At 54.1% G+C, this 24,912-nt stretch carries 16 protein-coding genes; 14 read left to right on the top strand and 2 right to left on the bottom strand.

Translation table 11 applies throughout. The features are described from left to right. Window positions 1-19: 19 nt before the first annotated feature. From ACEVG1_RS16610 to ACEVG1_RS16570, 9 genes are all read left to right on the top strand, one after another. Window positions 20-247, top strand: coding sequence for a hypothetical protein (locus ACEVG1_RS16610; protein WP_374744845.1), 228 nt, complete (start codon window positions 20-22; stop codon window positions 245-247). Between the two features lie 227 nt (window positions 248-474). Continuing rightward, window positions 475-1,020 carry a sigma-70 family RNA polymerase sigma factor gene (locus ACEVG1_RS16605; protein WP_353130307.1) on the top strand — a complete coding sequence of 182 codons (546 nt, stop codon included), beginning with the start codon at window positions 475-477 and terminating at the stop codon, window positions 1,018-1,020. Between the two features lie 59 nt (window positions 1,021-1,079). Beyond that, complete coding sequence (locus tag ACEVG1_RS16600) at window positions 1,080-2,045, top strand: FecR domain-containing protein (RefSeq protein ID WP_374744844.1); 966 nt, start codon at window positions 1,080-1,082, stop codon at window positions 2,043-2,045. Between the two features lie 41 nt (window positions 2,046-2,086). Next, window positions 2,087-4,675, top strand: a complete 2,589-nt coding sequence (locus tag ACEVG1_RS16595; protein WP_374744843.1) for a TonB-dependent receptor domain-containing protein — start codon at window positions 2,087-2,089, stop codon at window positions 4,673-4,675. Between the two features lie 4 nt (window positions 4,676-4,679). Continuing rightward, complete coding sequence (locus ACEVG1_RS16590; protein ID WP_374744842.1) at window positions 4,680-5,837, top strand: PepSY-associated TM helix domain-containing protein; 1,158 nt, start codon at window positions 4,680-4,682, stop codon at window positions 5,835-5,837. Window positions 5,838-5,865: 28 nt separating this feature from the next. Further along, window positions 5,866-6,180: a DUF6660 family protein gene (locus tag ACEVG1_RS16585; protein ID WP_374744841.1), complete on the top strand. Its 315-nt coding sequence runs from the start codon at window positions 5,866-5,868 to the stop codon at window positions 6,178-6,180. 130 nt (window positions 6,181-6,310) lie between these two features. Next, window positions 6,311-10,663, top strand: a complete 4,353-nt coding sequence (locus tag ACEVG1_RS16580) for a CusA/CzcA family heavy metal efflux RND transporter (RefSeq protein ID WP_374744840.1) — start codon at window positions 6,311-6,313, stop codon at window positions 10,661-10,663. An 8-nt stretch (window positions 10,664-10,671) separates the two neighbouring features. Next, window positions 10,672-11,916, top strand: a complete 1,245-nt coding sequence (locus ACEVG1_RS16575) for an efflux RND transporter periplasmic adaptor subunit (RefSeq protein ID WP_374744839.1) — start codon at window positions 10,672-10,674, stop codon at window positions 11,914-11,916. Window positions 11,917-12,148: 232 nt separating this feature from the next. Continuing rightward, the gene (locus ACEVG1_RS16570) at window positions 12,149-12,523 is read left to right on the top strand and encodes a VOC family protein (RefSeq protein ID WP_374744838.1); all 375 of its coding nucleotides are present in this window, start codon (window positions 12,149-12,151) and stop codon (window positions 12,521-12,523) included. Window positions 12,524-12,684: 161 nt separating this feature from the next. Here ACEVG1_RS16570 and ACEVG1_RS16565 read toward each other — a convergent pair whose 3' ends face one another. Continuing rightward, window positions 12,685-14,712 carry a M3 family metallopeptidase gene (locus tag ACEVG1_RS16565; RefSeq protein ID WP_374744837.1) on the bottom strand — a complete coding sequence of 676 codons (2,028 nt, stop codon included), beginning with the start codon at window positions 14,710-14,712 and terminating at the stop codon, window positions 12,685-12,687. 141 nt (window positions 14,713-14,853) lie between these two features. Between ACEVG1_RS16565 and ACEVG1_RS16560 the strand changes: the two genes are divergently transcribed. Further along, window positions 14,854-15,111, top strand: coding sequence for a DUF6364 family protein (locus ACEVG1_RS16560; RefSeq protein WP_374744836.1), 258 nt, complete (start codon window positions 14,854-14,856; stop codon window positions 15,109-15,111). A gap of 91 nt (window positions 15,112-15,202) precedes the next feature. Here ACEVG1_RS16560 and hrpB read toward each other — a convergent pair whose 3' ends face one another. Beyond that, a complete protein-coding gene (hrpB, locus tag ACEVG1_RS16555; RefSeq protein WP_374744835.1) occupies window positions 15,203-17,668 on the bottom strand; it encodes an ATP-dependent helicase HrpB in 2,466 nt (821 codons plus the stop codon). Window positions 17,669-18,084: 416 nt separating this feature from the next. On the opposite strand from hrpB, the gene ACEVG1_RS16550 reads away from it, so the two are divergent. Genes ACEVG1_RS16550 through ACEVG1_RS16535 form a run of 4 tightly spaced genes read left to right on the top strand, consistent with a single transcriptional unit; the run spans window position 18,085 to window position 24,837 of the window. Continuing rightward, on the top strand, window positions 18,085-21,210 hold the full coding sequence (locus ACEVG1_RS16550; RefSeq protein ID WP_374744834.1) for a SusC/RagA family TonB-linked outer membrane protein: 3,126 nt from the start codon (window positions 18,085-18,087) through the stop codon (window positions 21,208-21,210). A gap of 11 nt (window positions 21,211-21,221) precedes the next feature. Then, window positions 21,222-22,979, top strand: a complete 1,758-nt coding sequence (locus ACEVG1_RS16545; protein WP_374744833.1) for a RagB/SusD family nutrient uptake outer membrane protein — start codon at window positions 21,222-21,224, stop codon at window positions 22,977-22,979. 16 nt (window positions 22,980-22,995) lie between these two features. Further along, entirely contained in the window at window positions 22,996-23,409 is a 414-nt protein-coding gene (locus ACEVG1_RS16540) for a DUF4945 domain-containing protein (RefSeq protein WP_374744832.1), read from the top strand. A gap of 6 nt (window positions 23,410-23,415) precedes the next feature. Next, on the top strand, window positions 23,416-24,837 hold the full coding sequence (locus ACEVG1_RS16535; RefSeq protein WP_374744831.1) for a DUF4185 domain-containing protein: 1,422 nt from the start codon (window positions 23,416-23,418) through the stop codon (window positions 24,835-24,837). The last annotated feature ends 75 nt before the right edge of the window (window positions 24,838-24,912 follow it).

The raw sequence follows: 24,912 nt of genomic DNA, 5'->3' as shown, positions 1-24,912 counted from the left end.
GCCTATTAACCCTATTTTTGTGTACTGCCTTTGCAGGTACCAGCGCTACAGAGCATTGATTGACGGCAACGGCGAGCTCGCCGCCCAAACGGTTATCCAAACCATGCACCAGATTGGCTATTACTCGGTCTACATCGGCGAGGAAGCCATCGGTACCGCCATCACCTTCGAAACGGGAATACCGTCGGCATCCATGGCATGGGGATTATACCCGCCTTCCGGAAACGGGGGGTGCCGGAAGAGGTGATGGCGGTATTATTGAACCGTGCGCCGACGGGGGTAAAAAGCGCATTACGCTGCAAGCATCGGCGATGGGGAAGGGTATCTATGAAAAGACGAGATTCTCGGAAGATTTTTTGATGACCAGCTACAGGTAGTTAAATGCCTAAACTGGTATTCCGAAGCCGGAGGGGCGAAAATTGATTGGGCTTGTTATTTAAAATTAATCTAAATAATTATATATTTGCCTCCGCTATGACAGGTGACACAGCGGCAAATATACCTCAACCGATTGACCGGAAGCGATTCGAGGCGCTGTACCGGTTATATGCAATCCAGCTACGCGACTATTGCTATCACCACATGCAAGACCTTTGCTTGGCCGAGGAGGTGGTCCACGATATTTTTTTGGCAGTGTGGGAACGGCGGGAAGATATCGGCCCGGTGGATGGGGGGGTCATCAAGTACCTGACCCGTGCGGCGAAACGCAAGATCTTTGATTTTCACAGGCATTGTGCTTCCGTGAAACGGCACCTGGATCAGTGCCAAGTACACGATTGCCGGGCTTGCTGCGATACGGAAGATACGGTGTATTACAACGAATTGACGGCGGGGATCAGCCGCTTCATTGCGGCATTGCCGTGCAGATGCCAGGAAGTATACCGGCTGGCTTACGAAGAAGAACTCAGTAAGCCGGAGATCGCGGTACGCCTCGGTATTTCAGAAAAGACCGTAGAGTACCATTTATACAAAGCCGTTCACCTTATCCGGGGCGAAATCACCAAATTTGGCAATAGCTGATTTTTTTCATTAGGCATTAGGAAAAGATTGCCATCATCCGTTAATGACTACAGAACGCGATGATAAACGTAACTCCGCAACTGATTGAAAAGTACCACCTGGGGCAGTGCACGGCCGCTGAACGTGAAGCCGTGGAACGCTGGTTGGCAGACGAGGAAATGGAGGCGTTTGAGCCACCGCAGCTTAGGCGCGATGGCGATGAGCTGACGCGGTTGTGGACTGACATGGAAAGCCGGCTGCCCGTGGAAGGGGGGCAAGCAGCAGGAAACCTGAGCCACCCGGCAAAACGACGATGGCTACCGGCAGTCCTGCTTTCCGGCGCAGCGGCGGTGGTCGCCATAATCCTATTCCTTTGGCCAGTGGGCAACGATGAAGCCGTACCCGAGGCCGTGCCGCTCAGCGTACTTGACGTACCGCCCGGCAGGAAGGCCCAACTGACGCTGAATGATGGAACCCTGGTGCACCTGAACGGTGGTAGCCGCTTGGAATATCCGGAGGTGTTTGGTGAAGGGACTCGCTTGGTGAAGTTGGTGGGCGAGGGGTTCTTCGCCGTTGCACATGATGCGAACAGGCCATTTGTCGTTGACGCGGGAAATACCACTACCGAGGTACTTGGCACGGCATTCAACCTGACGGCTTATCCCGACGAATCGCATACGTTGCTGGTGGAGGCGGGTAAAGTGCGTTTCGAGGTAAAAAGCAGCGATGACACACGCATCGTGAACGCTGGGCAGGGAGCGCGTTGGGCGAAATCGGGCACACTGGTGCCGATCGCTGAGATCCCGCGCAATCGGCTCGCGTGGAAAGAAGGGCGACTGGTGTTCAACAACCATCGATTGGCTGAAATAGCCGTCCGACTGCAGCGGTGGTATGGCGTTTCGGTCACCATCGAGCGACCCGACCTGAAAACCATGACATTTACGGGGTCGTTTGCACAGGCGCCGCTGAAAACGGTGATGGACGACCTGGCCTTCGTCATGCAATTCCATTATCGCCTATCGGAAAAGGAGCTTATAATTTTCTAATACACTAATTGTTTAATTTAACCAGTATACGTTACAAAAATATGAATATTAACCTACGTGCACGAATGGCGCTGGCCTTTGTTTTGGTATGCCTCTATGCCTTGCCTTTAATCGCCCAAAACAACCCATTGGATCGCCGTATATCGGTGCAGGCGACCGGAATCTCGCTGGCTGAAGCGCTAAACCGCATCGGTGATGCGGCTGATTGTTCGTTTTCTTATAGCAATACGGGCTTAGACCTGGATCGGACGGTAGACCTCCGATTTGCTGGCGTGACGGTGGCCGATGCGCTGCAGCAACTGCTGGGTGATGGCATCATCGCTGCGCGTAGCCGGGGTAACCAGATCCTGATCCAGGCTTCACGCGGCAAAGGTTCGATATCGGGCCGGGTGCAGACGCCCGACGGTGCACCCGCAGCCTATGCAACGGTGGGCATACCTGGGTATGCCAGTGTGCAGACCGACGGCGAAGGCCGGTTTAAACTGGCCGACATGGAGGTGGGGCGCTATTCGCTGCGCACCTCGGCGGTGGGGTATCAACCCCAAACGGAACAAGTAACGGTGGGGGCGCAGCAGACGACTGACCTGGTCGTGACCCTGCAGCAGCAGGGACAGCTTTCGGAAGTGGTGGTCACCGCTAGCCGGATGCCGGAAAGCATCGATGAGGTACCTTCTTCGGTGACGGTATTGAGTGCGGCGACCATCGAGCAACAGGTGAACATCAACAATTCCATCAGCGAAATTCTGGGTTATACGGTGCCGGGGCTCGGCCCGTCGACCAACAAGGCGACGAATTCGGGGCAGACACTCCGGGGGCGCAGTGTGCTCGTGCTAATCGATGGGGTGCCGCAGTCTACCCCATTGATGAATGGCAACCGGGATATCCGCTCACTCGATCCGGCGATCATCGAACGCGTGGAAATCATCAAAGGCGCTACCTCCATCTACGGCAATGGCTCCGGTGGGGGTATCATCAATTACATCACCAAAACGCCGGGCTCCGATCGGAAGATCGGCGGCCGTACCACGGTAGGTACCAATGCGCACCCGTTCCATCCGGCCAATTCGGTAGGCTACCGCTTTTCGCAGTCGTTTGATGGGACGCTGGATAAATTTTCCTATGCGGTAAGCGGTACGCACAATTACCTGGGGGTTTTCAAGGATGGTGAGGGGAATATCTTGGCGCAGGAGGATGGCTTGTCGCAGTCGGCTTCGACCAACCTCTTTGCGAAAGCGATTTACCGGTTTACTCCCGCTGCCAGCATCAGTGCGGCCTATAGCTTTTTCCGGAGTTTGCAGGAAAGTGATTACATCAACGTAGCAGGTGAGTATGGTGTGCGCCCAGCGGTGGGTATCAAGGGCGATGATCCGGGAGCGCCTTCCGGTACCCCGCAAAACCACAATGCGTTCCTGACGTATCGCCAGGAAGCGCTGCCGTTCGGCTCATCGCTCGAACTGACGGGGTATTTCAACCGTTTCCTATCTACCAATCGCTACGTAGCGCAGGCCAATGGTTGGTACGGACCAGGGCAGACGCAGATCAGTTCGAAGAAAAGGGGTATCCGGCTGAACCTTTATACACCGTGGAACAGCAGCGTTGTAAAGGGAAGCGTAACCTATGGCCTCGACCTGTTGGGAGATGTGACCAGTCAACCGCTGCTTGATGGGCGGATATATATACCCAACATGGATATGACCAACATTGCGCCATACTTACAGGTCAAGGCGGACTTTTTTGAACACCTGATTTTCAAGGGCGGACTCCGGTATGAGAATGCTTCGGTGAAGATTGCTGATTTCCAAACGTTGGCCAAGGGGCCGAATGGAGAAGGGAGCATCGCTGTAACCGGTGGCACGATCGACTACAGCGCCACGATGTTCAATGCGGGCCTGCGCTATACGCAGTTTCCGGCATTTAATCCGTTTGTGAGTTTCTCGCAGGCTTTCGGCCTCAACGAGCTTGGCCGCATTGTCCGCGCGGCCGACCAGAATACGTTGCAGCAGTTGCAGACCGACCCCATCATCACCAACAATTACGAAGTGGGGGCAAGCAGCCGGTTCTCGGTGTTCCATCTGACGGGAGCATACTACGTGAGTACCTCCGAACTGGGGGCGAATCTGGTGGCCAACGAGCACGGTACCCTATTGCCGGCCCGTGCGCCGGAGCGGGTATATGGGTATGAGTTGACGGCGGATGCGCGCCTGACCCACCGGTGGTCATTGGGTGCAACGTATGCCTACGTGGAGGGTAAATCTGAAAATGAGGATGGCAGCAAAACATACCTCGGCTATGCGCGTATCGCGCCGCCGCGTGCTACCGCCTTTGTGCAATACGTACCGGTAGACCGGTTGAATCTCCAGTTGTTCTGGATCTACAACGGAAGCCGCGATCGGTTTGACCCCAAACCCGATGGTACGTATGCCACGGCGCAAGGGCCTGTAAAGGCAGTCAGCTTGTTTAATTTCAGTGGTTCCTACCAGGTAAATCGTGCGGTGTTGGTCAGCTTGGGAGTGGAAAACCTGTTTAATAAAGATTACTTCCCGTTTTACAGCCAGTATAATGCCAGCGGGGTCCGGTATGCCATGGGCAATGGGGCAAAGGCCAACCTGAACATCGCCTATTCGTTCTGATCGCATGGGGATGTTGAGCCGGTTGAATGCGTGGCTGCACCTGTGGTTGGGATTACTGACGGGGCTGGTTGTTTTCGTGGTGAGCATCACAGGGTGCGTCTATGTATTTATCGATGAGTTTAAAGCGTTGGCCTACCACGAACGGTTGTTCGTGCAACCGCAGCAGGCAGCGTTCAGGCCGGTTTCGGAAATGCTTACCAACGTACAGGATGCGCTGGGGCCGGATTATGCGGTAAGCAGGTGCGACTTCCAGCCGGCCCGCGATCGAAGCTGGGTCTTTAGGGCGTTGGATATTAATCCCGATGGCATTGGCCATTGGGATTATTTCCGTTACAACTTCCGGGTGTATGTAGATCCCTATACCGCAGCGGTGATCCATGTTGAAAATACCAACCGCGAGTTCTTCCAGATCGTATTGGCGCTGCACACCCACTTGTTGCTTGGCCATAAGATCGGCCAACCCATCGTGGCGTATTCGACGTTGATCTTCGTGTTGTTACTTATCAGTGGACTAGTCCTTTGGTGGCCAAAAAAATGGAGCCCCAAAGCACTCCGCCGAAGTTTTACGGTGAAGTGGCGTGCGAGAACCAAGCGGCTCAACTATGACCTGCACAACGTATGGGGGTTTTATCTGCTTGTACCGGCACTTATCCTCGCCCTTACGGGCTTGGTGTTTTCCTTTCAATGGGTGGCCGATTCTTTTTATTTCGTATTCAGCGGCGGCCGGGCCAAGGTGGTGCGGGAAGTGCCGCTGTCGCAGGCACAACAGGTAACTTCGGGTGTTCCCATGGATCAAGCGTTTGCCCATGTATTGGCGGTCCATCCCGACGCCGATATGATTTCTATGCGGTTCCGCGATAAGGATACGGCGCCGTTTGATTTCCAGGTGCGCAAGGTGAAAAGCCGTACCTACCACTTTGAATGGGCGTATTACGACCGGAGTTCAGGCAACTTCCTGTCGAGCTACGGTACGGCCGACCTCAATAGTGGGGAAAAGATCAGGGCCATGAATTTCGACCTGCATGTGGGATCGTTTATGGGTATGGGTGGCAAAATCCTCATGTTTATCGCTTCGCTGGTTTGTGCGTCCTTACCCGTTACCGGCTTTTTCATTTGGTATAACAGGAAGTGGGGAAAGCGGACGAAGATGCGCACCCGATAATGTATTTTTATTACCTTTGGTCCGATACATGAGGATATTTGCTCCCATATTGGCACTGTACATGTTGGCGGTATTTCTAATGCCGTGTGCCGATAGCTATGCGAAAGAAACCCTTGCGGCTCAACAGGGCAGTCACGACCACCCGGCGGCGGCCGATCTATGCGGCCCCTTTTGCCTGTGCAATTGCTGTGGAACGGGCTCGGGTGCCGTGTTCCAATGGGAGGCTATCAATAGCGGCGAAATCAGGGCAACGGACCTGGCGAAGCCGATCTCTCCGTACATCTCTCTATTTACACCCCGCTACTTCGGGGAAATTTGGCAACCGCCAAAGGTGAATGCGTAATTCTTAATGTTTTTGTCATTATCGCTTGATCCAGCTGGTATTGAGCGCACGTTTTGGGCGATACGTCGTGTCCCCCGAATCGGTAATCGTTACGATTTACTTTACTCATTCATCATTAATCGTTGCAATCGTGTTAGACAGTATTATAAAATTCTCCATAAAGAATAAGTTCATCGTAGGGTTGATGACCTTATCGCTCATCGTTTGGGGGGTATGGAGTGCCACGGAAATCCCCATTGATGCCCAGCCTGATATAACGAACAACCAGGTACAGATCATTACCCTATCGCCTACGTTGGCCGGACAGGAAGTGGAGCAACTGGTTACTTTTCCCGTTGAGCAGAGCCTCGTTAATATTCCGAAAGTAGAAGAAATACGAAGTATTTCGAGGTTCGGGCTTTCGGTGGTGACCGTGGTATTCGCAGACGATGTGGACATCTACTTTGCCCGGCAGCTCGTCAATGAAAAACTCAAGGCAGCGGAGGCGCAGATTCCTGAAGGGATCGGGACTCCCGAGCTCGCGCCGGTCAGCACAGGCTTGGGGGAAGTGTACCAATACATTCTCCACCCGAAGGCCGGCAGTGAAAAGAAATATTCTGCCATGGACCTACGCACGATGCAGGATTGGATCGTGGCCCGGCAACTTTACGGCACGCCGGGGATTGCAGAAGTCAATAGTTTCGGTGGCTTGCTCAAGCAATATGAAGTGGCGGTTGACCCCGATAGGATGAAAGCGCTGGATGTGAGCATTCCTGATATTTTCACTGCCCTGGAAACCAACAACGAAAATACGGGGGGTGCCTATATCGATAAGAAGCCGAATGCGTATTTTATCCGGGGGGTGGGGCTGGCCACGTCCTTGGAAGATGTGGGGGATATCATGGTGAAGAACACCGGTGGTATACCGATATTCGTCAAAGACGTGGCGGAAGTCCGTTTTGGACACGCGACCCGGTATGGTGCCATGACGTACAACGGCGAGGTGGATGCCGTGGGGGGCATCGTCATGATGTTGAAGGGAGAGAACAGTGCCGCCGTGGTAAGCCGCATCAAAGAAAAGATACCGGTAATACAGCAGTCGCTGCCCGACGACGTGGTCATAGAGCCTTTTTTGGATCGGACAGACTTGGTGGGACGGGCCATCAGCACGGTGCAGAAAAACCTCATTGAAGGTGCGCTGATTGTTATTTTCGTGCTCATCCTCTTTTTGGGGAATTTCAGGGCGGGCTTGATCGTGGCCTCTGCCATACCGCTATCCATGCTCTTTGCATTGGGCATGATGCGGCTGTTTGGTGTGAGTGCGAACCTGATGAGTTTGGGGGCCATTGATTTCGGGTTGATCGTGGACGGCTCGTTGATTGTGGTGGAGGCAACCATGCACCACCTGGGTCTGCGGAAATCGGCCGGCCGGCTTACCCAGCAAGAAATGGACGAGGAAGTGTACGAATCGGCCCGGAAAATCCGTACAAGCGCGGCTTTCGGCGAGGTCATCATCCTCATTGTCTATATCCCGATATTGACGTTGGTGGGAATCGAAGGGAAGATGTTCACTCCCATGGCGCAAACGGTCAGTTTTGCCATTTTGGGGGCGCTGCTCCTATCGTTTACCTACGTGCCGATGATGAGTGCGCTGTGCCTATCCAAAAACCCCGCTGCGAAGCTGGATTTCGCGGATAGGATGATGGGCCATTTCCAACGCATCTACCAACCGTTGCTGCAGCGGGCCATACGCATAAAATACCTGGTGATCGCGTTGGCGGTGGGCCTTTTTGCGATAAGCCTTTTTTTATTCTCAAAAATGGGCGGTGAGTTCCTGCCCAGGTTGGGGGAGGGCGATTTCGCTTTCCATTGCATCTTGCCGCAGGGGACATCATTGAGCCAAAGCCTGGAAACGTCGATGCAGGCATCGCGCATGATCAAGGAGTTTGACGAAGTGAGGATGGTGGTAGGCAAAACCGGCGCTGCGGAAGTGCCCACAGACCCCATGCCGCCCGAAGCCACCGACCTGATGATTATCCTGAAGCCCCGAAAGGAATGGAAGACAAAGAAATCGTACGACGAACTTTCCAACGAAATGATGGAAAAGCTGGAAAGCATCCCCGGCGTGTTTTTCGAGGCCAACCAGCCCATACAAATGCGTTTCAATGAGCTGATGACAGGTATAAGGCAAGACGTAGCGGTGAAAATATTTGGAGAGGACCTGGATTCGCTGCTGGAATATGCCAACCGGGTGAGTACGGTCATCCAATCCGTAGCTGGCATCACAGCCCCCCAGGTAGAGCGGGTGGCCGGCCTGCCGCAAATTAATATTGAATACAACCGTACACGGATAGCCAACTACGGCTTGAACATAGCGCAGGTAAATGACGTGGTCAGTACGGCGTTTGCGGGCAAAGTGGCAGGCGTGGTTTATGAAAACGAGCGTAAGTTTGATCTGGTAGTACGGCTGGATGAAGCGCATCGCGGCGCCATTGAAGATGTGAATAACCTGTTTATTCCCATTCCGGGCGGAGACCAGATACCGCTTTCGCAGATTGCCACGATCGACTATCGGCTGGGCCCGGCACAAATCAGCCGCGAAGGTGGCAAGCGTAGGATTTATGTGGGCTTCAATGTGCAGGGAAGGGACGTGGAAAGTGTGGTAAACGAAATCCAGGATAGATTGGCCGAACAGGTCAAACTCCCTACGGGTTATTATGTTACCTATGGAGGCCAGTTCGAGAATCTTCAGAAGGCAACCGACCGGCTGTTGGTTGCTGTGCCGATTGCGCTGCTCTTGATTTTCGTGTTGCTCTATTTCACCTTCCATTCACTCAAGGAGGCCGTGCTGGTATACACCGCCATCCCGATGAGTGCCATCGGAGGCGTGTTTGCGCTGCTTGTACGGGATATGCCGTTCAGCATTTCGGCCGGTGTCGGTTTCATTGCCTTGTTTGGTGTGGCCGTTTTAAACGGGATTGTGTTGATTGCCACCTTCAACCGATTGGAAAAGGAGGGCTGGGATGAGCTGGTGCCCCGGGTCATAGAGGGAACCAAAACAAGGTTGCGCCCGGTATTGATGACGGCCTCGGTGGCAAGTCTGGGTTTTCTGCCGATGGCACTGAGCACCAGTGCGGGTGCCGAAGTACAAAAACCATTGGCCACGGTGGTTATCGGCGGATTGATTACCGCTACGGCGCTGACGTTATTTGTACTCCCGCTGCTGTACCTGGTATTTATGAAAAACAGGGAATGGCCCCGGAGCCGTAAATGTAAAGCCGGAACGCTGTTGGTGTTTGCCTGGCTGGGTTTGTCCCAAAACAGCAACGCGCAAACCATCGACGTGGACGAGGCGATCGAAATCGCCCTGCGGAACAACACCGAAATCCTGTCGAAAGACCTGGCCATCCAATCGGCCCAGCGGATGAGCAAAGCTGCCTTTGAACTGCCCAAAACGGCGTTTAATTTCCAATACGGCAACACCGACGGATTTGAATACAATGACGGTATGCAGGTTTCGCAGGAGGTACCGTTTCCCACGCGCTTCGGGGCGCAGAAAAGGCTGGCCGAAGCACACGTGAAAAGGGAAGAGTTGGCCAGGGCCGTGACGGTGAATGAACTGAAAAGGCAGGTACGGGGTCACTTTTACCAACTCGCCTATTTAACGCACACGGCGGCGGTGCTGAAAAGCCTAGACAGTATTTATGCCGATTTTATCAGGGTTGCCGAACTGCGGTATAAAACGGGAGAGATCGGTAAACTGGACGTCCATACCGCCGTTACCAAAAAGGGGGAGATATTTCTATTGGTTCAGGAAAATGAGGTTTCCAGACAAAACGCGTATAAAAGCCTGAAGACCTTCATGCAGGTGCAGGAGGATTTTATGATTGAAACCCCGTCGGATGATGAACCACTGCTTTTAAGCCCTTCGATCGAGGGTCCGTCCGTTGGACATCATCCGCGTATCCGGGCCCTATACCAGGACGTCCGGGTGGCCGAGCAGCGTAAGAAGGTAGAACGGGCAAACGCATTGCCCGACTTTACCGTGGGCTACAACAATATTTCGTTGATCGGGATGCATAGCAAGAATGGGGTGGAGCAGTTTTATGGCAGGGATCAGCGGTTTAGCTTTTTCGATGTGGGTATCGCTGTGCCGTTGGCATTTGGGGCGTCCCAAGCGAAGATACGTGCGCTTGACCTTCAAACGCAATCGCTGGAGGCGGATGCGAAATGGCAGGAGCAACAGCTGGAAACGGAACTGGCCAATTTGCTGAACCAATACGCGCATTACCGGGCACGGTTCGATTACTTCAAACAACAGGCGCTTCCGAACGCTGATAAAATGATAGAGGCCGCCGGCTTGGGATATGGCACGGGCGATATTTCTTACCTGGAATACCTCCATGCTTTGCAGACCATGGCCGACATCAAACTTAATTACCTAAGGAGCATACAGCAAATCAACGAGACTGTAATGCTTATCCACTCACTAATGAATAAATAAGACATGCTATGCAACGCACGATAAATAAGTTGTTTTTTGGGGTTTTGATGGCTGCATCGTTCACATTACTGTATCGGTGTACAAACCAACCTGCCGCAGGCGGCGGGCACGACCACGGTACGCCGTCGGAAACGTCGCAAGCTGCACACGACACGGAAAATACAGTCACACTTACCGACGAGCAGCTGAAAACCGTGGGAATTGAGATCGGCTCCGTCGAATTGAAGCAGCTTTCTGCCACGATGAAAGCCAACGGTTTCTTGCGGGTACCCAATACGAACAAGGCGAACGTGACGTCGCTGTTCGGCGGAATCGTAAAGACCCTCGACGTAGAGATAGGGGATGACGTAAAGAGAGGACAAGCCATTGCGACCGTTTCCAATCCGCAATTCATACAGCCGCAGGAAGAATACCTGCGGCTCAACAGCGACATCGAATTTGCCGAACAGGAACTCACCCGGCAACAGGACCTGAGCGAAGGGGATGTGGGAGCGAAGAAAAACCTACAACGCGCCGTTGCCGAATTGAATACGCTAAAGACGCGGAAAGCGTCGCTGCAGCAACAATTGCAGTTGATGGGCATCCATCCGGCTTCGCTTTCGATTACCACCCTTCGATCATCGTTGGTCGTTGCCAGTCCGATAAATGGCACCGTGAGTGAGGTGTTCGCGAAGATAGGGAGTTATGTGGATGTTTCTTCGCCCATCGCCGAATTGGTGGAAAACAGGGCCTTGCATTTGGACTTGCAAGTGTTTGAAAAGGATATCCCATCTATTAAGGTCGGTCAGAAAATAGACTTCGTGGTAACCAACAGCCCGCACAAAACATATGTGGCTGAGGTTTATAACATCGGTTCATCGTTCAACAGCGAGAGCAAAACCATTGCGATACACTGCAAGGTAATCGGTGATAAGACGGGGCTTATAGACGGGATGAATATCACCGGCACCGTGGATCTGGGGGGTGAAGCAAGCGTGGCTGTGCCCAACGATGCCATCGTGAACGCCGATGGCAGGTATTATATCTTTTTGGTTAGCGGGGAGGAAGAAGAGCCGCATGAGCATGGTGGAGAGGAACACGACCATGGCTTGCGCTTCGAAAAGATGGAAGTGATGAAGGGTGCTGCCGGATTGGGCTATACGGCAATTACGCCTGTCCGTGAAATCGTGCCGGGCACACCCATCGTGGTGAAGGGAGCATTTTTCGTCTATGCCAAGATGGGTGATACCGGAGAACATGGACACGCCCATTGAGGATAGTCGGGGCCATGCGACAAGTCGGTTTTTCACTGGCTTCCCGGTTTTGAAGATTTTCTATGCCCATCGTGTTGCGTTGTTATTCATAGCATAAACCTACAAGGTCAGATTTTGTTTGAAACGAAACGCACGGAAGCTGTGTCGGCCCGCTGATAGGGAAGTTTTTCCATAATAGTTGTGTGCTAATTAAATTAGTTTTATATTTGAAGGTGTTTAAAAGACAACGATTATGAAAGATCCCATCTTAGGCCTCCGTACCGCCATTTATCGGGTAACAGACCTCAACGCTGCCAAGCGGTGGTATGCCCGGGCGTTCGACGTGCCACCCTATTTTGACGAGCCTTTTTACATCGGGTTCGATATCGGCGGCTTTGAACTGGGATTACAACCGGAAGACACCGCCCCTGACCACAGACCCGAAAGCGTGGTGGCCTATTGGGGTGTGAAGGATCTCCGCGAAGCGTACCTACATTTCATAGAGGCCGGCGCCGAACCGCACGAAGCGCCTAGGGAGGTGGGCGGCGGTATTGTGGTGGCGAAAGTCGAAGATCCCTGGGGTAACCTTATCGGATTGATTTACAATCCACATTTCAACAACGCATGAAATCTGTTCCATGTCGATACTGTGCCACGTTATTGGATGGGAACGGCAAACCGGTGCGCGACGTTGGGCCGCTGCCGGTGAGTGATGCCGAGCTCTGTTTCGCGTGCGGGAGCGTTGTGGTAAGGGGAGGCCGCTTCCATGATCGGCAGGCCCCGCAGCTCCTAAGATGCAATCAGCCCGGCCCGCTTCAGCAAAGCGTCGGGCTCGGGTTTCCGGCCCCTGAACCGGATGTACAACTCCATGGGGTCTACCGTACCTCCACTGCTGAGTAGGGCTTTGAACTTGTCCGCTGTCTCGGCGTTGAAGATGCCCGTCTCTTTGAAATAAGCAAAGGCATCGGCGTCGAGCACCTCGGCCCACTTGTATGAGTAGTAGCCGGCGGAATATCCCCCGGCAAAGATGTGCGAGAAGGCGGTACTCTGTGCCGTGCCAGGTACGTCGGGGTAAAGCTGCGTATCACGTATGGTTGCCTTTTCGAAATGTTCGACGGATAGGTCTGCATCCAGCTTGCCGGTATGGTAGGCCATATCGAGCAAGCCGAAGCTAAGCTGCCGCATGGTCTGGTAACCTTCCATGAAATTGGCGGCAGCGACGATCTTATCGATTTCCGCATCGGGCAGCAGGGCACCGGTTCGGTAATGGTGCGCAAACGAACGGAGAAATTCCTTTTCGTAGCAGTAGTTTTCCATGAACTGCGAGGGCAGCTCCACGAAATCCCAATATACGTTGGTGCCCGATAGGCTTTCGTACACGGTGTCTGCCAATATGCCGTGCAGGGCGTGGCCGAACTCGTGGAAGAGAGTGGTTACTTCGTTGAAGGTGAGGAGGGAGGGCGTATTGCCAACGGGCCGGGCGAAGTTGCAAACGATGGAAATATGGGGGCGTATATTTTGGCCGTTTTCCATCCATTGGCCCCTGTAGGCGGTCATCCAGGCCCCGGCACGCTTCCCGTCGCGCGGGTGCCAGTCGGTATACAGCAGTGCTTTGTGCTTGCCATTTTCGAGCACCTCATACACGGTTACTTCGGGGTGGTAGGTGGGGATGTCCGTACGTACCGAAAAAGAAAGCCCATAGAGCTGGCCAGCAGCGGCAAACGCGGCATCGAGTACCTGCGCCAGTGGGAAATAGGGTTTCAACGCCTCGTCGGAAAAGTTGAACTTCGCCTCCCGCAGCTTTTCGGCGTAATAAGCGTGGTCGTAGGGCATCAGTTCGCCGATGCCATCTTTCGCGGCAAGGGCTTTCAATTGGTCCACTTCCCGGATGGCGTGGGGTTTGGCCTTGACCAGCAGGTCGTTCAGGAAGCCCAACACGATCGCTGGCGAGCCGGCCATGCGTTCCTGCAGTACGAAGTCGGCATGGGTGCCGAAACCCAGTAGGCTGGCCCTGCGGCCGCGCAGGTCGACGATATCGCGTACAATGCCCTCGTTGTTGTTTTCGTTGTCTTTCAGGGCGCGGGTGGCCGAGGCCCTATAGAGTTCCTCGCGCAGCGCCCGGTTTGCCGCGTATTTCATGAACGGTACGTAGCTGGGGAAATGCAGGGTGAATACCCAGCCTTCCAGGTCGCGTTTTTCTGCCTCGGCCTTGGCTGCCGCCAGGATGGAATCGGGAAGGCCCGCCAGTTGCGATGCCTCCTGCACATGCAGATGGTAGGCGTTGGTCTCCTGTAGCACATGCTGGGAGAATTTCATGGTCAGCGTGGCCAGCTGCTTATCAATATCGCGGAGTTTTTCCTTGTTTTCGGTAGAAAGCAATGCCCCATTGCGCGCAAACCCTTGGTAGGTCTTGTCTAGCAGCCGTGCCTCCTCGGCCGTGATTGTGGCGGGGTCGGCTTCGTCATGCATCTGTTTAACGCGGCTGAAAAGGCCTTCGTTGAGCATGATATCGTTGCTGTATTCTGCCAATATGGGCGAAAGCTCCTGCGCCAACTGCTGGATGTCGTCATTCGTTTCGGCCGCATCGAGGTTGAAAAAGGTGGCCGAAGCGATGCTGAGCGCGTTGCCGGCTTGTTCCATCGCCGCAATGGTGTTGGCAAACGTGGCGGGTGCCGGGTCGTCGACGATGGCGTCGATTTCCTTCTTGGCGTTAGCGATCAATTGCAGGATGGCGGGTTTGAAGTGTTCGGTTTTTATGGCCTCAAAGGGAATGCTATCGAAAGGGGTGCCAAATGGCTTCAACAACGGATTGCTCATGTATTTGAAAATATGAATGGGCGAATTTACTAAAAATACACCGAATGGCGAGACCGTTGGTCTTACCTAAAAGTAAGGAATCTCTTTGTTTGCACGTATTGAATTTTTATTTTTGTCGTATTAACCTGTAATGTGTGAGACATGGATACCAAAATAACCCTTTCCTTCGATAAAGACGTTGTAAAGCAAGCCAAGGAATTTGCCAATGCCCATCACATCAGCCTTTCACGGCTTACTGAGTTTATCTATCGGCAGCTCGCGCACAAAACGTACGATAGTCTGGAAGAGTTGCCCATTTCCGATTGGGTGAATATGCTTGCAGAAGGGTCCGTTGAATACCAACGTTCGCCGCGCAGCCGCAAAGCTGTAAAAGACGAATACCTCGCCACCCGCAAATGAAGTTATTCCTCGATGCCAATGTACTGATAGCAGTACTGAATAAGGAGTATCCCTTGTTTAGCCACGCCCGGCGGTTGATTGTGAAAACTGCCTAGCGCACTTTGGAAACCGTTGATTTCTTGGGCACGCCACGAACGGCGTTGGCAAGGAGCGGGTCGTCGGGCCATGCATGCTTGGGATACCGCCGTTTGAGTTCCTTGCGGACCTCGAAGTAGGTGGTTTGCCAGAAGCTGCGGAGGTCGGCTGTGACCTGGACGGGTTTGAATCCCGGCGACAGCAGGTGCATCACCACGGGTGTTTTGCCGCCGTTGACGAGCGGCGTATCCAGCAAACCGAATACTTCCTGTAGGCGCACGGCCAGTACGGGCGGTTCGCCCATTGGCGAATAATGGAGTCTGATGGCCGATCCACTAGGCACTGTAAGCGTTGTTGGGGTAAGTTGGTTTAGCACCTGCTGCTGATCATAGGTTAAGCTATTGGTGAGTATGTTGTGTATATCCAGCTTCTGCAATGTTTCCATTTTTCGGATACCCATTAGGTAAGGCGCAAGCCAGTCTTCGGGCTGCTGTAGGAGTGTGGTGGTGCTCATGTCGGGCCACCCTTGGTTGGGGTGCCAATGCCGAAGGCTGCCAACGCGATTCTGCCATTGCTCCACGGCATCGGAAAAGGTGAGCAACTGGAGGCCTTCGGTACGGATGGCCTCGTATAGTACGGGCATCACGGCCCCGTCGGTAGGTTGGGCAAGCGGCACGGACTGCAGCGTGATATGGCCGATGCGCTTGTCTTTCGTAGCAATGATGCCTCCCTTTCTGGTGTCCCACACGATGCGTTCGGTTTCGTTGGCGAGCGGAGCCAAGTCTTCCGGGTACACGGGCGATGCCAGGAATATTTTGCCCAGTCCATCGCGCGCGTCGAGCAAGGCGATGGCCAACCACGTTTCGTGGGCCAGGTCATCGCCCTGGGGTACCGCCGCCCGTTTGCCGTTGGCCAGTTGAAAAGTGCCCCGGCCGTCGTTTCGTGCCTTGGCGATGCGCTCGGGATAAGCGTAGGTGAGCAGCCGTCCGGTGGCATGGGCATCGGCCGTGCCGTTATCGGCCTCAATGCCGAGCAATTTACGGTAAGAGCGCGCTATTTTCTCGAGGTTATCAAAGCGCTTGCCCTGTTTGCCGTGCGCGCGGTGCCGACGTAATGCCTCGACACGGAGGTTGATGTCGATGCCGGTCTCACGGCCGAGTGGATCGCGCTCTTCCAGCAGTGCCGCGAGATCGGTGGCGAGAGCGGGTTGACGCATGTGCTTGCTTTCAAGCAGCATGTGGGCCATGCGGGGGTGGCAGGGCAGGGCATGTATGGCACGGCCATGGGGGGTGATCTTGCCATTGCGTAGTGCGCCGAGTGCATGCAGGAGATCGTTTGCCTGCGCCACGCTGCTTGCCGGCGGTGGGGTGATCCAGTCCAGCTGTGCTGCGTCTTGCACGCCCCATTTGGCCGTATCGAGCACCAGCGGGGTGAGGTCGGCCTGCAGCATTTCCGGGGTGCGGTAGGCAGCCATGCGCTGTTCGGTGGCACGCGACCACATGCGGTAGCAGGTGCCCGGGCCAACGCGTCCGGCGCGGCCCGCCCGCTGGTCGGCGGCATCCTGTGAGATACGCTCGGTCTTGAGGCGGGAGAGGCCCGATGGCGGGTCGTACACCATCGTACGCGTGTAGCCGCAATCTACCACCACACCGATACCCTCAATCGTGAGGCTGGTTTCGGCAATGGAGGTGGCCAATACGATCTTGCGTTGCCCGCCCCGGTGGGGCTGGATGGCGGCGTGTTGCGCTGCCAGAGAGAGCTGCCCGTATAGCGGGTGGATGGCGGCCCCCATCGGGTTGGCCAGCAGCAATTGCTCGCAGGCCCGTATCTCGGCTTCGCCGGGGAGGAAGGCAAGGATATCGCCCGGTTGCTCCCGGCATGCACGGGTAATGGTACGCGCACAGTGTATCGGCAACTCACGGCGGTCTGGTTCTTCGGTGTGGATGATGGTAATGGGATATAGGCGCCCCTGGCTTCTTACCACGGGGGCATCGAGCAGATCGGCCAGTGGCCCTGTATCCAGCGTAGCCGACATGATGAGCATGCGCAGGTCGGGACGCAGTACCTGTTGGCTCTCGCGGCATAGTGCCAGGGATAGGTCGGTATGCAGCCGCCGCTCATGGAATTCATCGAAGATGATGGCACCCACGTCTTCCAAGGCGTTGTCGTGATGCAGCATGCGGGTAAGGATGCCTTCGGTAACCACTTCGATGCGTGTGCGCGAGGAGGTTTGGTTTTCGAAGCGTACACGGTAGCCCACTGTTTCGCCGGCACTTTCGCCAAGCAGGGTAGCCATACGGCGGGCAATGGTGCTAGCGGCTAAGCGGCGCGGTTCGAGCATCACGATCTTCCGGCCATGCAGCCACGGTTCATCCAGCAACACAAGAGGTACAATGGTACTTTTGCCGGCCCCCGGTGGCGAACCCACAACGACATTGTTGTGCACAGCCAGTCGCTCCCGCAGTTGCGGCACTATTTCCATAATCGGAAGCGCGATATGTGAAAAATCGATCGGCATAACCTCGAGGTGGCAAAGATAGAAAATGCAAACCACCCGGAGATAACCCGGCCGTGCCGCCACGGAGGAACCGCAAACAGGTTGTGATAAAATACAGTCAGTATAAGCTAAAAAAAAGGTGTATTTGCCCTCAAATGTGGGTTTAACACTTATTTAATATCATTGAAATGATAAAATACAGTCATCATTGGTTAACGAAGAGGTGTGATGGAGCGCGAATACCACCGACCTTCGTATGACGAATTGACAACGTACTGACCGATAGTTTTAAGTTACACAGCCGAAAGGTGCTGGTTTTATTGCGAGAAGATGACCGGAATGGATCCGGGTGAACCTGATAAATGCGATTACCAATTATGATAAATTTTATGAAAAATGCGATGAACAAAACCATGTTGGCCTGCTTACTGCTGGGCCTCGCTGTTCATGCCTATGCCACCGCGTTGCCACACATCCTGTGGCAGCCCAAATTGGTGCGGGGAACAGTTACGGAAGAAGGTACCAACCAGCCGTTGGCAGGTGCCAGTATTTACATCAAGGGAACAACCGTAGGGACCGTGACAGACGCCACAGGGGTGTTTGAGATCGGCGTGGCCGATGAAGATGCCGTTCTCGTGTTTTCCTACACCGGAAAGAAGACCGAAGAACGCCCGGTAAGGGGCCTCTCCCTCATCAACGTGGTGATGGGGGAAGACGAGACCATGCTGCAGGAAGTGTACATCGGGTACATGACCCAGCGGAAGGCCGATGTGACCGGTTCGATTGCGATGGCCACGGCCGATGATATTGCCAAAAATCCATCGGCAAATGCCATGAAATCCCTCCAGGGAAAGCTGGCCGGGGTACACATCACCACCAACGGGGGTAACCCCGCGGAGGGGGTAACCGTACAGGTGCGGGGGCTCTCTTCCTTATCAGGAGGCGTAAAGCCATTGATCGTATTGGATGGCATGCCGACGGAAAACCTGAACCTCCGCGACATCAACTCCGCCGATATCGAATCGATACAGGTGCTGAAAGATGCCGCATCGGCCAGTATTTACGGCGCACGGGCGTCAGGCGGGGTTATCCTGATCCAAACAAAGAAGGGTAAGATCGGCCAGACCAAGGTGGAGTACAACGGTAGCGTGGCTATGAGCAACGTGATTAACCGGCCTACGCTGTTGAATGCGGAGCAATATGGCATTGCCACATTCCGGGCGTATGCCTACGATGAGCAAGTGTACGGTATGGCGATGAACTTGCCCGCCACCTATGATTTTACATGGCACCGTGACGAAAACGGCCGGCCGGTACTGGAATCGGTGAAACCGGCGGAATGGTTGAATACCGAACAGACCGTCCGCGGCTCCGACACGGACTGGCTGGGCGAAATTCTCCGTCCGGCGGTGATGACCAACCACCAGCTGACGGTGTCCAGCGGAACGGAGCGGTCGAGAAGCTTGTTGTCTCTGGGCTATTACGACAATGAGGGAACACAGATACACACCTTCTTCAGGCAATATTCCATACGTGCCAATAACGAGTATAGCCTCATCAACAACCGGTTGCGGATAGGAGAGAACCTGGCTGTTTCTTACTTGCAGTACCGCGATGCAAACGAGCTGCGTTGGGCACTGATCAATCCGCCCGCGGGCCCGGTTTACGACATCAACGGCGGATGGGCCGGAGCAGCCGGATTTGACGATTTTACCAACCCGGTACGCGTGCTCACAGACAACCAGGACAATATTGCCAACTACGTGAAAGTCATCGGAAACGTGTATGCCGACCTGGATATCTGGAACGGTATCTCCGCACGGACGCAATTCGGCGTTGACTACGGGAATGCATATAGCCGCAACCTGGAGAAAGAATGGTCGGAAACCGGTGGCCGGAACAGCGATGGCGAGAATTACGTGCGGAGCGACCAATCCCATCCGTTGAGTTACGTGTGGACCAATACGTTGTCATACAACATGAACCGTGATAAACATAGCCTCGATGCTGTGGCGGGTGTTGAATACACCCGGTTTGTCCAGGAGGGCTTCTGGGCCCGGCGGGAAGGGGTTTACCTGGAAGACCGCGATTTCGCCCACCTCGGTATCACCACCGGCTCGAAATATTCACTGGGCAGTTCGGCAGATGAATATGTGTATTTCTCGCTGTTTGCCAAGGCAAACTATGTGTACGACCGGAAGTACCTGTTCTCCGCCACCGTACGCCGCGACGGCTCATCGCTTTTCGGTGCCGAAAATAGATACGCAATATTCCCGGCGTTTTCTGCCGGATGGCGGATCAGCAACGAGCCGTTCATGCAAGGCCATGAGGTCATATCCGATCTCAAGCTCCGTGCGGGATGGGGCGCAAACGGAAGCGTACAGGGACTACCGCGGGGCTATACCTCCACACCGTTTACCACCGATTACTTCGGCACCTCGTATCCCATAGAAGGTAATGAGAGCGGAGATCTGTACTCCGGCTATCGCCGTACATGGCTGGGGAACCCGGCACTGAAATGGGAAACCACCACACAAACCGATGTGGCGGTTGATTTCGGTCTCTTTGATAACCGGCTGACCGGATCGTTGGGTTACTATTTGAAAAAAACAAGCGATATCCTGGTACAAACGCCTTACATCGCCGCCATGGGTGAAGGCGGTGAACCCTGGATCAACGGCGCCGATATGAACAACCAAGGGTTTGAATTTGAAATCGGTTACCGCAACGATCCGCAACGCGCATTCCGGTATGCCATCTCGGCCAATCTGGGGACCTATAAAACCGAGATCGTCAGCCTGCCCGAAAACGTGATCAATAAATACCCCGGCGATGGGGTGTATGATTTGGTATTGGGCCGGACACCCCACATCTTGTATGGTTTGGTGGCGGATGGTATTTTCAAGACGCAGGCTGAGGTGGATGCCCACGCCGAACAACCTGGCAAAGCGGTGGGACGTATCCGGTATAAGGATTTGGACGGTAACGGTATTGTGCAGGATTTTGACCGTACCTATATCGGCATCACCGACCCCGACTTCTTCGGCGGTGTGACCTTCGACCTCGGATACAAGAACTTCGATTTGAACGTATTTTTCCAAGGTGTGTTCGGCAACCAGGTGGATAACGCCTGGAAGCGCGAATCTGACCTGTGGAACATTACCGTGCCGGCACACAAGAACCACGAAGTGCGTATACTGGATGGCTGGTCGTACGATAACCCAAACTCCGATATCCCTGCCATTTCCAACTCGACCCAAAATGCGGAACAACGCTTTTCGAGCTATTACGTGGAAAACGGGTCTTACCTGAAGCTGCGTAACATCGAACTCGGGTATACGCTTCCCGCAGCTGCTTCGAGCAAGCTGATGATGCAGCATTTGCGTTTATACGCTTCGGCCCGAAACGTATTGACGTTAAAGAAGAGCTGGGGAGACGATCGGTTTACCAGCATTGACCCGGAGATGCCGGGCTACGGTTACCTGACGCCGTTCTTTTTGACTTTTGGTCTTAACGTTACTTTCTAAATTGTTTGATTATGAAAAAGTTTAAATTCACGATATTATCCCTCCTTGCCCTGGCCACGGTGATGGGGTGTGCCGATTCCCTGAATGTGGCACCTAAACAAGTATTGGATGAGTCGCTGCTCACGAAGCCCAGCGATATGGAAGGGTTCGTAACCGCGGCCTATGCCCGGATAACGGATATCCCCTCGTGGGATTCGCCTTTCTCCCCATGGTGGACCGGCTCCTTGCGGTCGGACGATTCATACAAAGGGGGCGGCGGCACTTGGGACGGCGATGGCTGGCACAATATGGAAATTTTCGTCACGTTGCAACCGAACGGGTGGCCCCTTGACTATCCGTGGTACGTGTCTTACCAAATCATCCAGCGGTGCAATACGGCCATCCAGCGGTTGAATACCGTTACGGAGGAGGAATTCCCGGATAAGAATTCCCGTATCGGTGAAGTAACGTTCCTCCGGGCCTTTACGCACTTCCGGTTAAAGCAATTCTTCAAGTATATTCCCTACATCGATGAAAATGTAGTCGGTACTTCGGCAGAATTTGAAGCCGTTGCTAACCGGGACTTGTCGCAACCGAATGACCAATACCTTTGGGAGCGTCTGCTGGCCGACTTCAAGCGCGCGGAAGAATTGCTGCCACCGGTACAAACCGAGAAGGGACGGATTGATAAAAATGCAGCGACCGCAATGGTAGCCCGGATACTCATGTTCATGGCCTATGAGCAGGACGACCGGAACCAGGTGACGAACGTGAACAAGGAACGGCTTTCCGAGGCATTGACGTACTTGAATAAATTGACCGATCAGGAAGGTGCAAAGGTGGGCCTGCAGCCCGATTTTGCGGAAAACTTCGACATCGCTTTTGATAATAACACCAAAGAATCGATTTGGGAAATCCAGTATTCCATCGATGACGGTAGCTCAAGCGGCGGCAAAATAAACCGGAGTGAAGGCCTGAACCATCCGTTCAACTGGGGTGGTTACCAGTGCTGTGGTTTCCATCAGATCAGCTATACGATGGCTAATGCGTTTAAAACGGGGCCCGACGGACTGCCGTTGTTTGATACCTACAACGGGACCAGCTATGCAGACGGCGAGGCGGCATATTTTGAAGAAAATACGTTCGACCCGCGTTTCAGCCATACCGTTGCCGCGCCCGGCCTGCCGTGGAAATATGTTCCGAATATGTTATTCGAAAAAGCCGGCATCCGAAATGCGGGCGATTATGGCTATTTCAAATCGATCAAGGAGTTGGTTCCGCCCGATTGCGATTGTTTGCTGTATGACGGATGGCAATTTAACTCGATGAATAAACGGATGATCCGCTACGACGAAGTACTATTGTGGAAAGCCGAAGTGCTGATCCAGCTGGATCGGTGGGACGAGTCGCTGCCGCTGATCAACAAAATCCGCGAACGTGCGGCCAACAGCACGGACCGGCTGGTGATGGCAGATGGAACGCCTTCGCTTGACTATCATATCGAACCCTATAAGCCCGGCGTAAATTGTGAATGGACCAAGGAATTCGCGTGGAAGGCCATGCAATGGGAAAACCGCCTGGAAATGGCCGCCGAAGGGCGCCGCTTCTTCGATCTGCAACGGTGGGGTATTTTAGAGGAAACGATGAATGACTATTTCGAAGTTGAAAAAGATAGGTTCTCGTGGATGGGCGTGGCACGCTTTACGGCGGGGCGCGACGAGTATTTCCCCATTCCGCAACCGCAGATCAACTGGGCGAAAGGGAATTATACACAAAATGTTGGGTATTAATAACAAATCATTAGTTATGAAGCGATTTTCAGTTCATGTCCTGCTGGTTATACTTGCCATCGGACTGTTTTCAAGTTGTTACGATCGAGGCATTGTAGATGCAAAAGATTTCGACCATTCGTTGCCTAACGTAGATGACCTGGCTTACACGAAGACAGGAAATACAGTGAAGATCACGTGGGGTTTCCCGGCGGATATATCGCCCGCATTCCGGCGTCCATTGGAGGTGAGTATACAGAAAGTAGAAAACGATATCTACCGGGACGTCATCATCGCTGGTGGCGAGAACACGTCAGCTGAGATTCCGATTGATCCAAGTATGTCCTACCGGTTTGTGGTCAAGCTCGCCGGCAATCTATCAGACGAGGCCCGGGAAACCGGAAAACCGGATCGGGTCTATTCGTCCGGCCTGGTGCTTGAGGTCCAATAACGTGCGATGAGGCCAAGGAACGCAAAGCGTACGCGTGTATGCGCCGTTATAATGGGGTGGCTGTGCTTGTTGACCGCATGTGGCCGCGAGGATGGTCCGCCCTTTGTACCGAGCGATGAAATCACATCGTCGGCGCTGACCCTCGTTCCCGACAAGGAGGCGAAAACGGTATCTGCCACGCTGGGTTTCAACGATCTTGATGCCATTGCCTATCTCATGGTAAGGAAGAGCGGCGGCGGTCAGTTTTCAGCCAAGATAGACCGGTCCGAGCTCTCTGCATCGTATGTGCTCACATACGCCATCCAATCGTCCGACCCCGAGTCTTTCCGGTTGGTGCTGACCGCGCATTACCATGACGGGAATGTATCGAACGAGTTATCCCTAAAGGTAGACAACCGATGGGGTTTTTTCATCCGCGAAGTTACCCGCATCGCGCGGGTAACCGGAAGGCCCATCGCCGAGGAAGCGTTCCCCAGCCCGAACAATACCGCTACCGCATGGAACGTGGGCGGCACGGACCTCGGCGTGGTGTGGGAAATGGCGCCGGGAACATATGGGCTCTTCTTTGGCGACACGTACGGCCATGATTTTGCCCCCAATCCGAGCAGCCCCGGACCCAACGGCGGTAGCTGGCGGAGCAACGTGCTGGCATTCTCGACAGATGGTGACCTGGAAGACGGACTGACGTTGAGTGGCATGGCTACGGATAATGGTGGGAATGCCCGCGAGATTATCTATAGCGCAAAAGACGTGTCGGGCAATGGCGATTGGACATCGATCCCCACGGCGGCCATCCGGGCCAACGGCGCGGATTACGTGCATTATTTCAATATGCGGTCGTGGACAGGGTGGGTAACCAACTATTCGGGGCTTTACAAATCGACCGATAACGGCCAGACCTGGGGCCGATGCGAAGACGTGGGGTTTTCGTCTAACAGCCCGTTCGGGCAGGTGGGGTACTTCAAGGAGGGGGGCTATGTGTACATGGTTGGCACGCAGACGGGGCGTGATAGCCCGGCACGCCTTGCGCGGTTCCTGGAGGCTGATATCGAAAAGCTGCCGGATTACGAATATTGGGACGGCACGGCGGGCCAGTGGGTACGGGGCGATGAAGGCAGGGCCACGGTGTTGATTGACGACAAGGTGGGCGAACTTTCGTTCATCTACAATGAAACCCTTGAAAAGTGGATAATTGCCTATTTCAACGGCGACCGGTACGAGCTGACCCTGCGTACGGCCGATGACATAACCGGGCCCTGGAGCGCCCCCTATACATTGGCGCCGGGCAGCCAATATGCCCAGCTGTATGGTTCCTATATCCATCCATTATCGGTGACGGGCCACGATATCTACTTCCTCATGTCGATGTGGTTGCCCTACAATGTATTCCTGATGAAGGCCGAACTGGCGGATATGGGTGAATTCTAATCGAGTAGGAGGAAAATAGAATAGTTTTCCTCCTATTCTATTTTCCGACCTCTCACACCACCCGGCATACCGTTC

The organism is Parapedobacter sp. 2B3 (genome assembly GCF_041925275.1).
Taxonomy (GTDB): Bacteria; Bacteroidota; Bacteroidia; order Sphingobacteriales; family Sphingobacteriaceae; genus Parapedobacter; species Parapedobacter pyrenivorans_A.
This window is presented reverse-complemented; position numbering and strand designations above follow the sequence as displayed.

Excerpts from the sequence above, each read along its gene's own strand:
- hrpB (WP_374744835.1), bottom strand. The coding sequence starts at position 17,668 with ATGGAAATAGTGCCGCAACTGCGGGAGCGACTGGCTGTGCACAACAAT.
- ACEVG1_RS16550 (WP_374744834.1), top strand. The coding sequence starts at position 18,085 with ATGAACAAAACCATGTTGGCCTGCTTACTGCTGGGCCTCGCTGTTCAT.
- ACEVG1_RS16565 (WP_374744837.1), bottom strand. The coding sequence starts at position 14,712 with ATGAGCAATCCGTTGTTGAAGCCATTTGGCACCCCTTTCGATAGCATT.
- ACEVG1_RS16595 (WP_374744843.1), top strand. The coding sequence starts at position 2,087 with ATGAATATTAACCTACGTGCACGAATGGCGCTGGCCTTTGTTTTGGTA.
- ACEVG1_RS16570 (WP_374744838.1), top strand. The coding sequence starts at position 12,149 with ATGAAAGATCCCATCTTAGGCCTCCGTACCGCCATTTATCGGGTAACA.
- ACEVG1_RS16590 (WP_374744842.1), top strand. The coding sequence starts at position 4,680 with ATGGGGATGTTGAGCCGGTTGAATGCGTGGCTGCACCTGTGGTTGGGA.
- ACEVG1_RS16600 (WP_374744844.1), top strand. The coding sequence starts at position 1,080 with ATGATAAACGTAACTCCGCAACTGATTGAAAAGTACCACCTGGGGCAG.
- ACEVG1_RS16545 (WP_374744833.1), top strand. The coding sequence starts at position 21,222 with ATGAAAAAGTTTAAATTCACGATATTATCCCTCCTTGCCCTGGCCACG.
- ACEVG1_RS16560 (WP_374744836.1), top strand. The coding sequence starts at position 14,854 with ATGGATACCAAAATAACCCTTTCCTTCGATAAAGACGTTGTAAAGCAA.
- ACEVG1_RS16605 (WP_353130307.1), top strand. The coding sequence starts at position 475 with ATGACAGGTGACACAGCGGCAAATATACCTCAACCGATTGACCGGAAG.
- ACEVG1_RS16535 (WP_374744831.1), top strand. The coding sequence starts at position 23,416 with ATGAGGCCAAGGAACGCAAAGCGTACGCGTGTATGCGCCGTTATAATG.
- ACEVG1_RS16540 (WP_374744832.1), top strand. The coding sequence starts at position 22,996 with ATGAAGCGATTTTCAGTTCATGTCCTGCTGGTTATACTTGCCATCGGA.
- ACEVG1_RS16585 (WP_374744841.1), top strand. The coding sequence starts at position 5,866 with ATGAGGATATTTGCTCCCATATTGGCACTGTACATGTTGGCGGTATTT.
- ACEVG1_RS16575 (WP_374744839.1), top strand. The coding sequence starts at position 10,672 with ATGCAACGCACGATAAATAAGTTGTTTTTTGGGGTTTTGATGGCTGCA.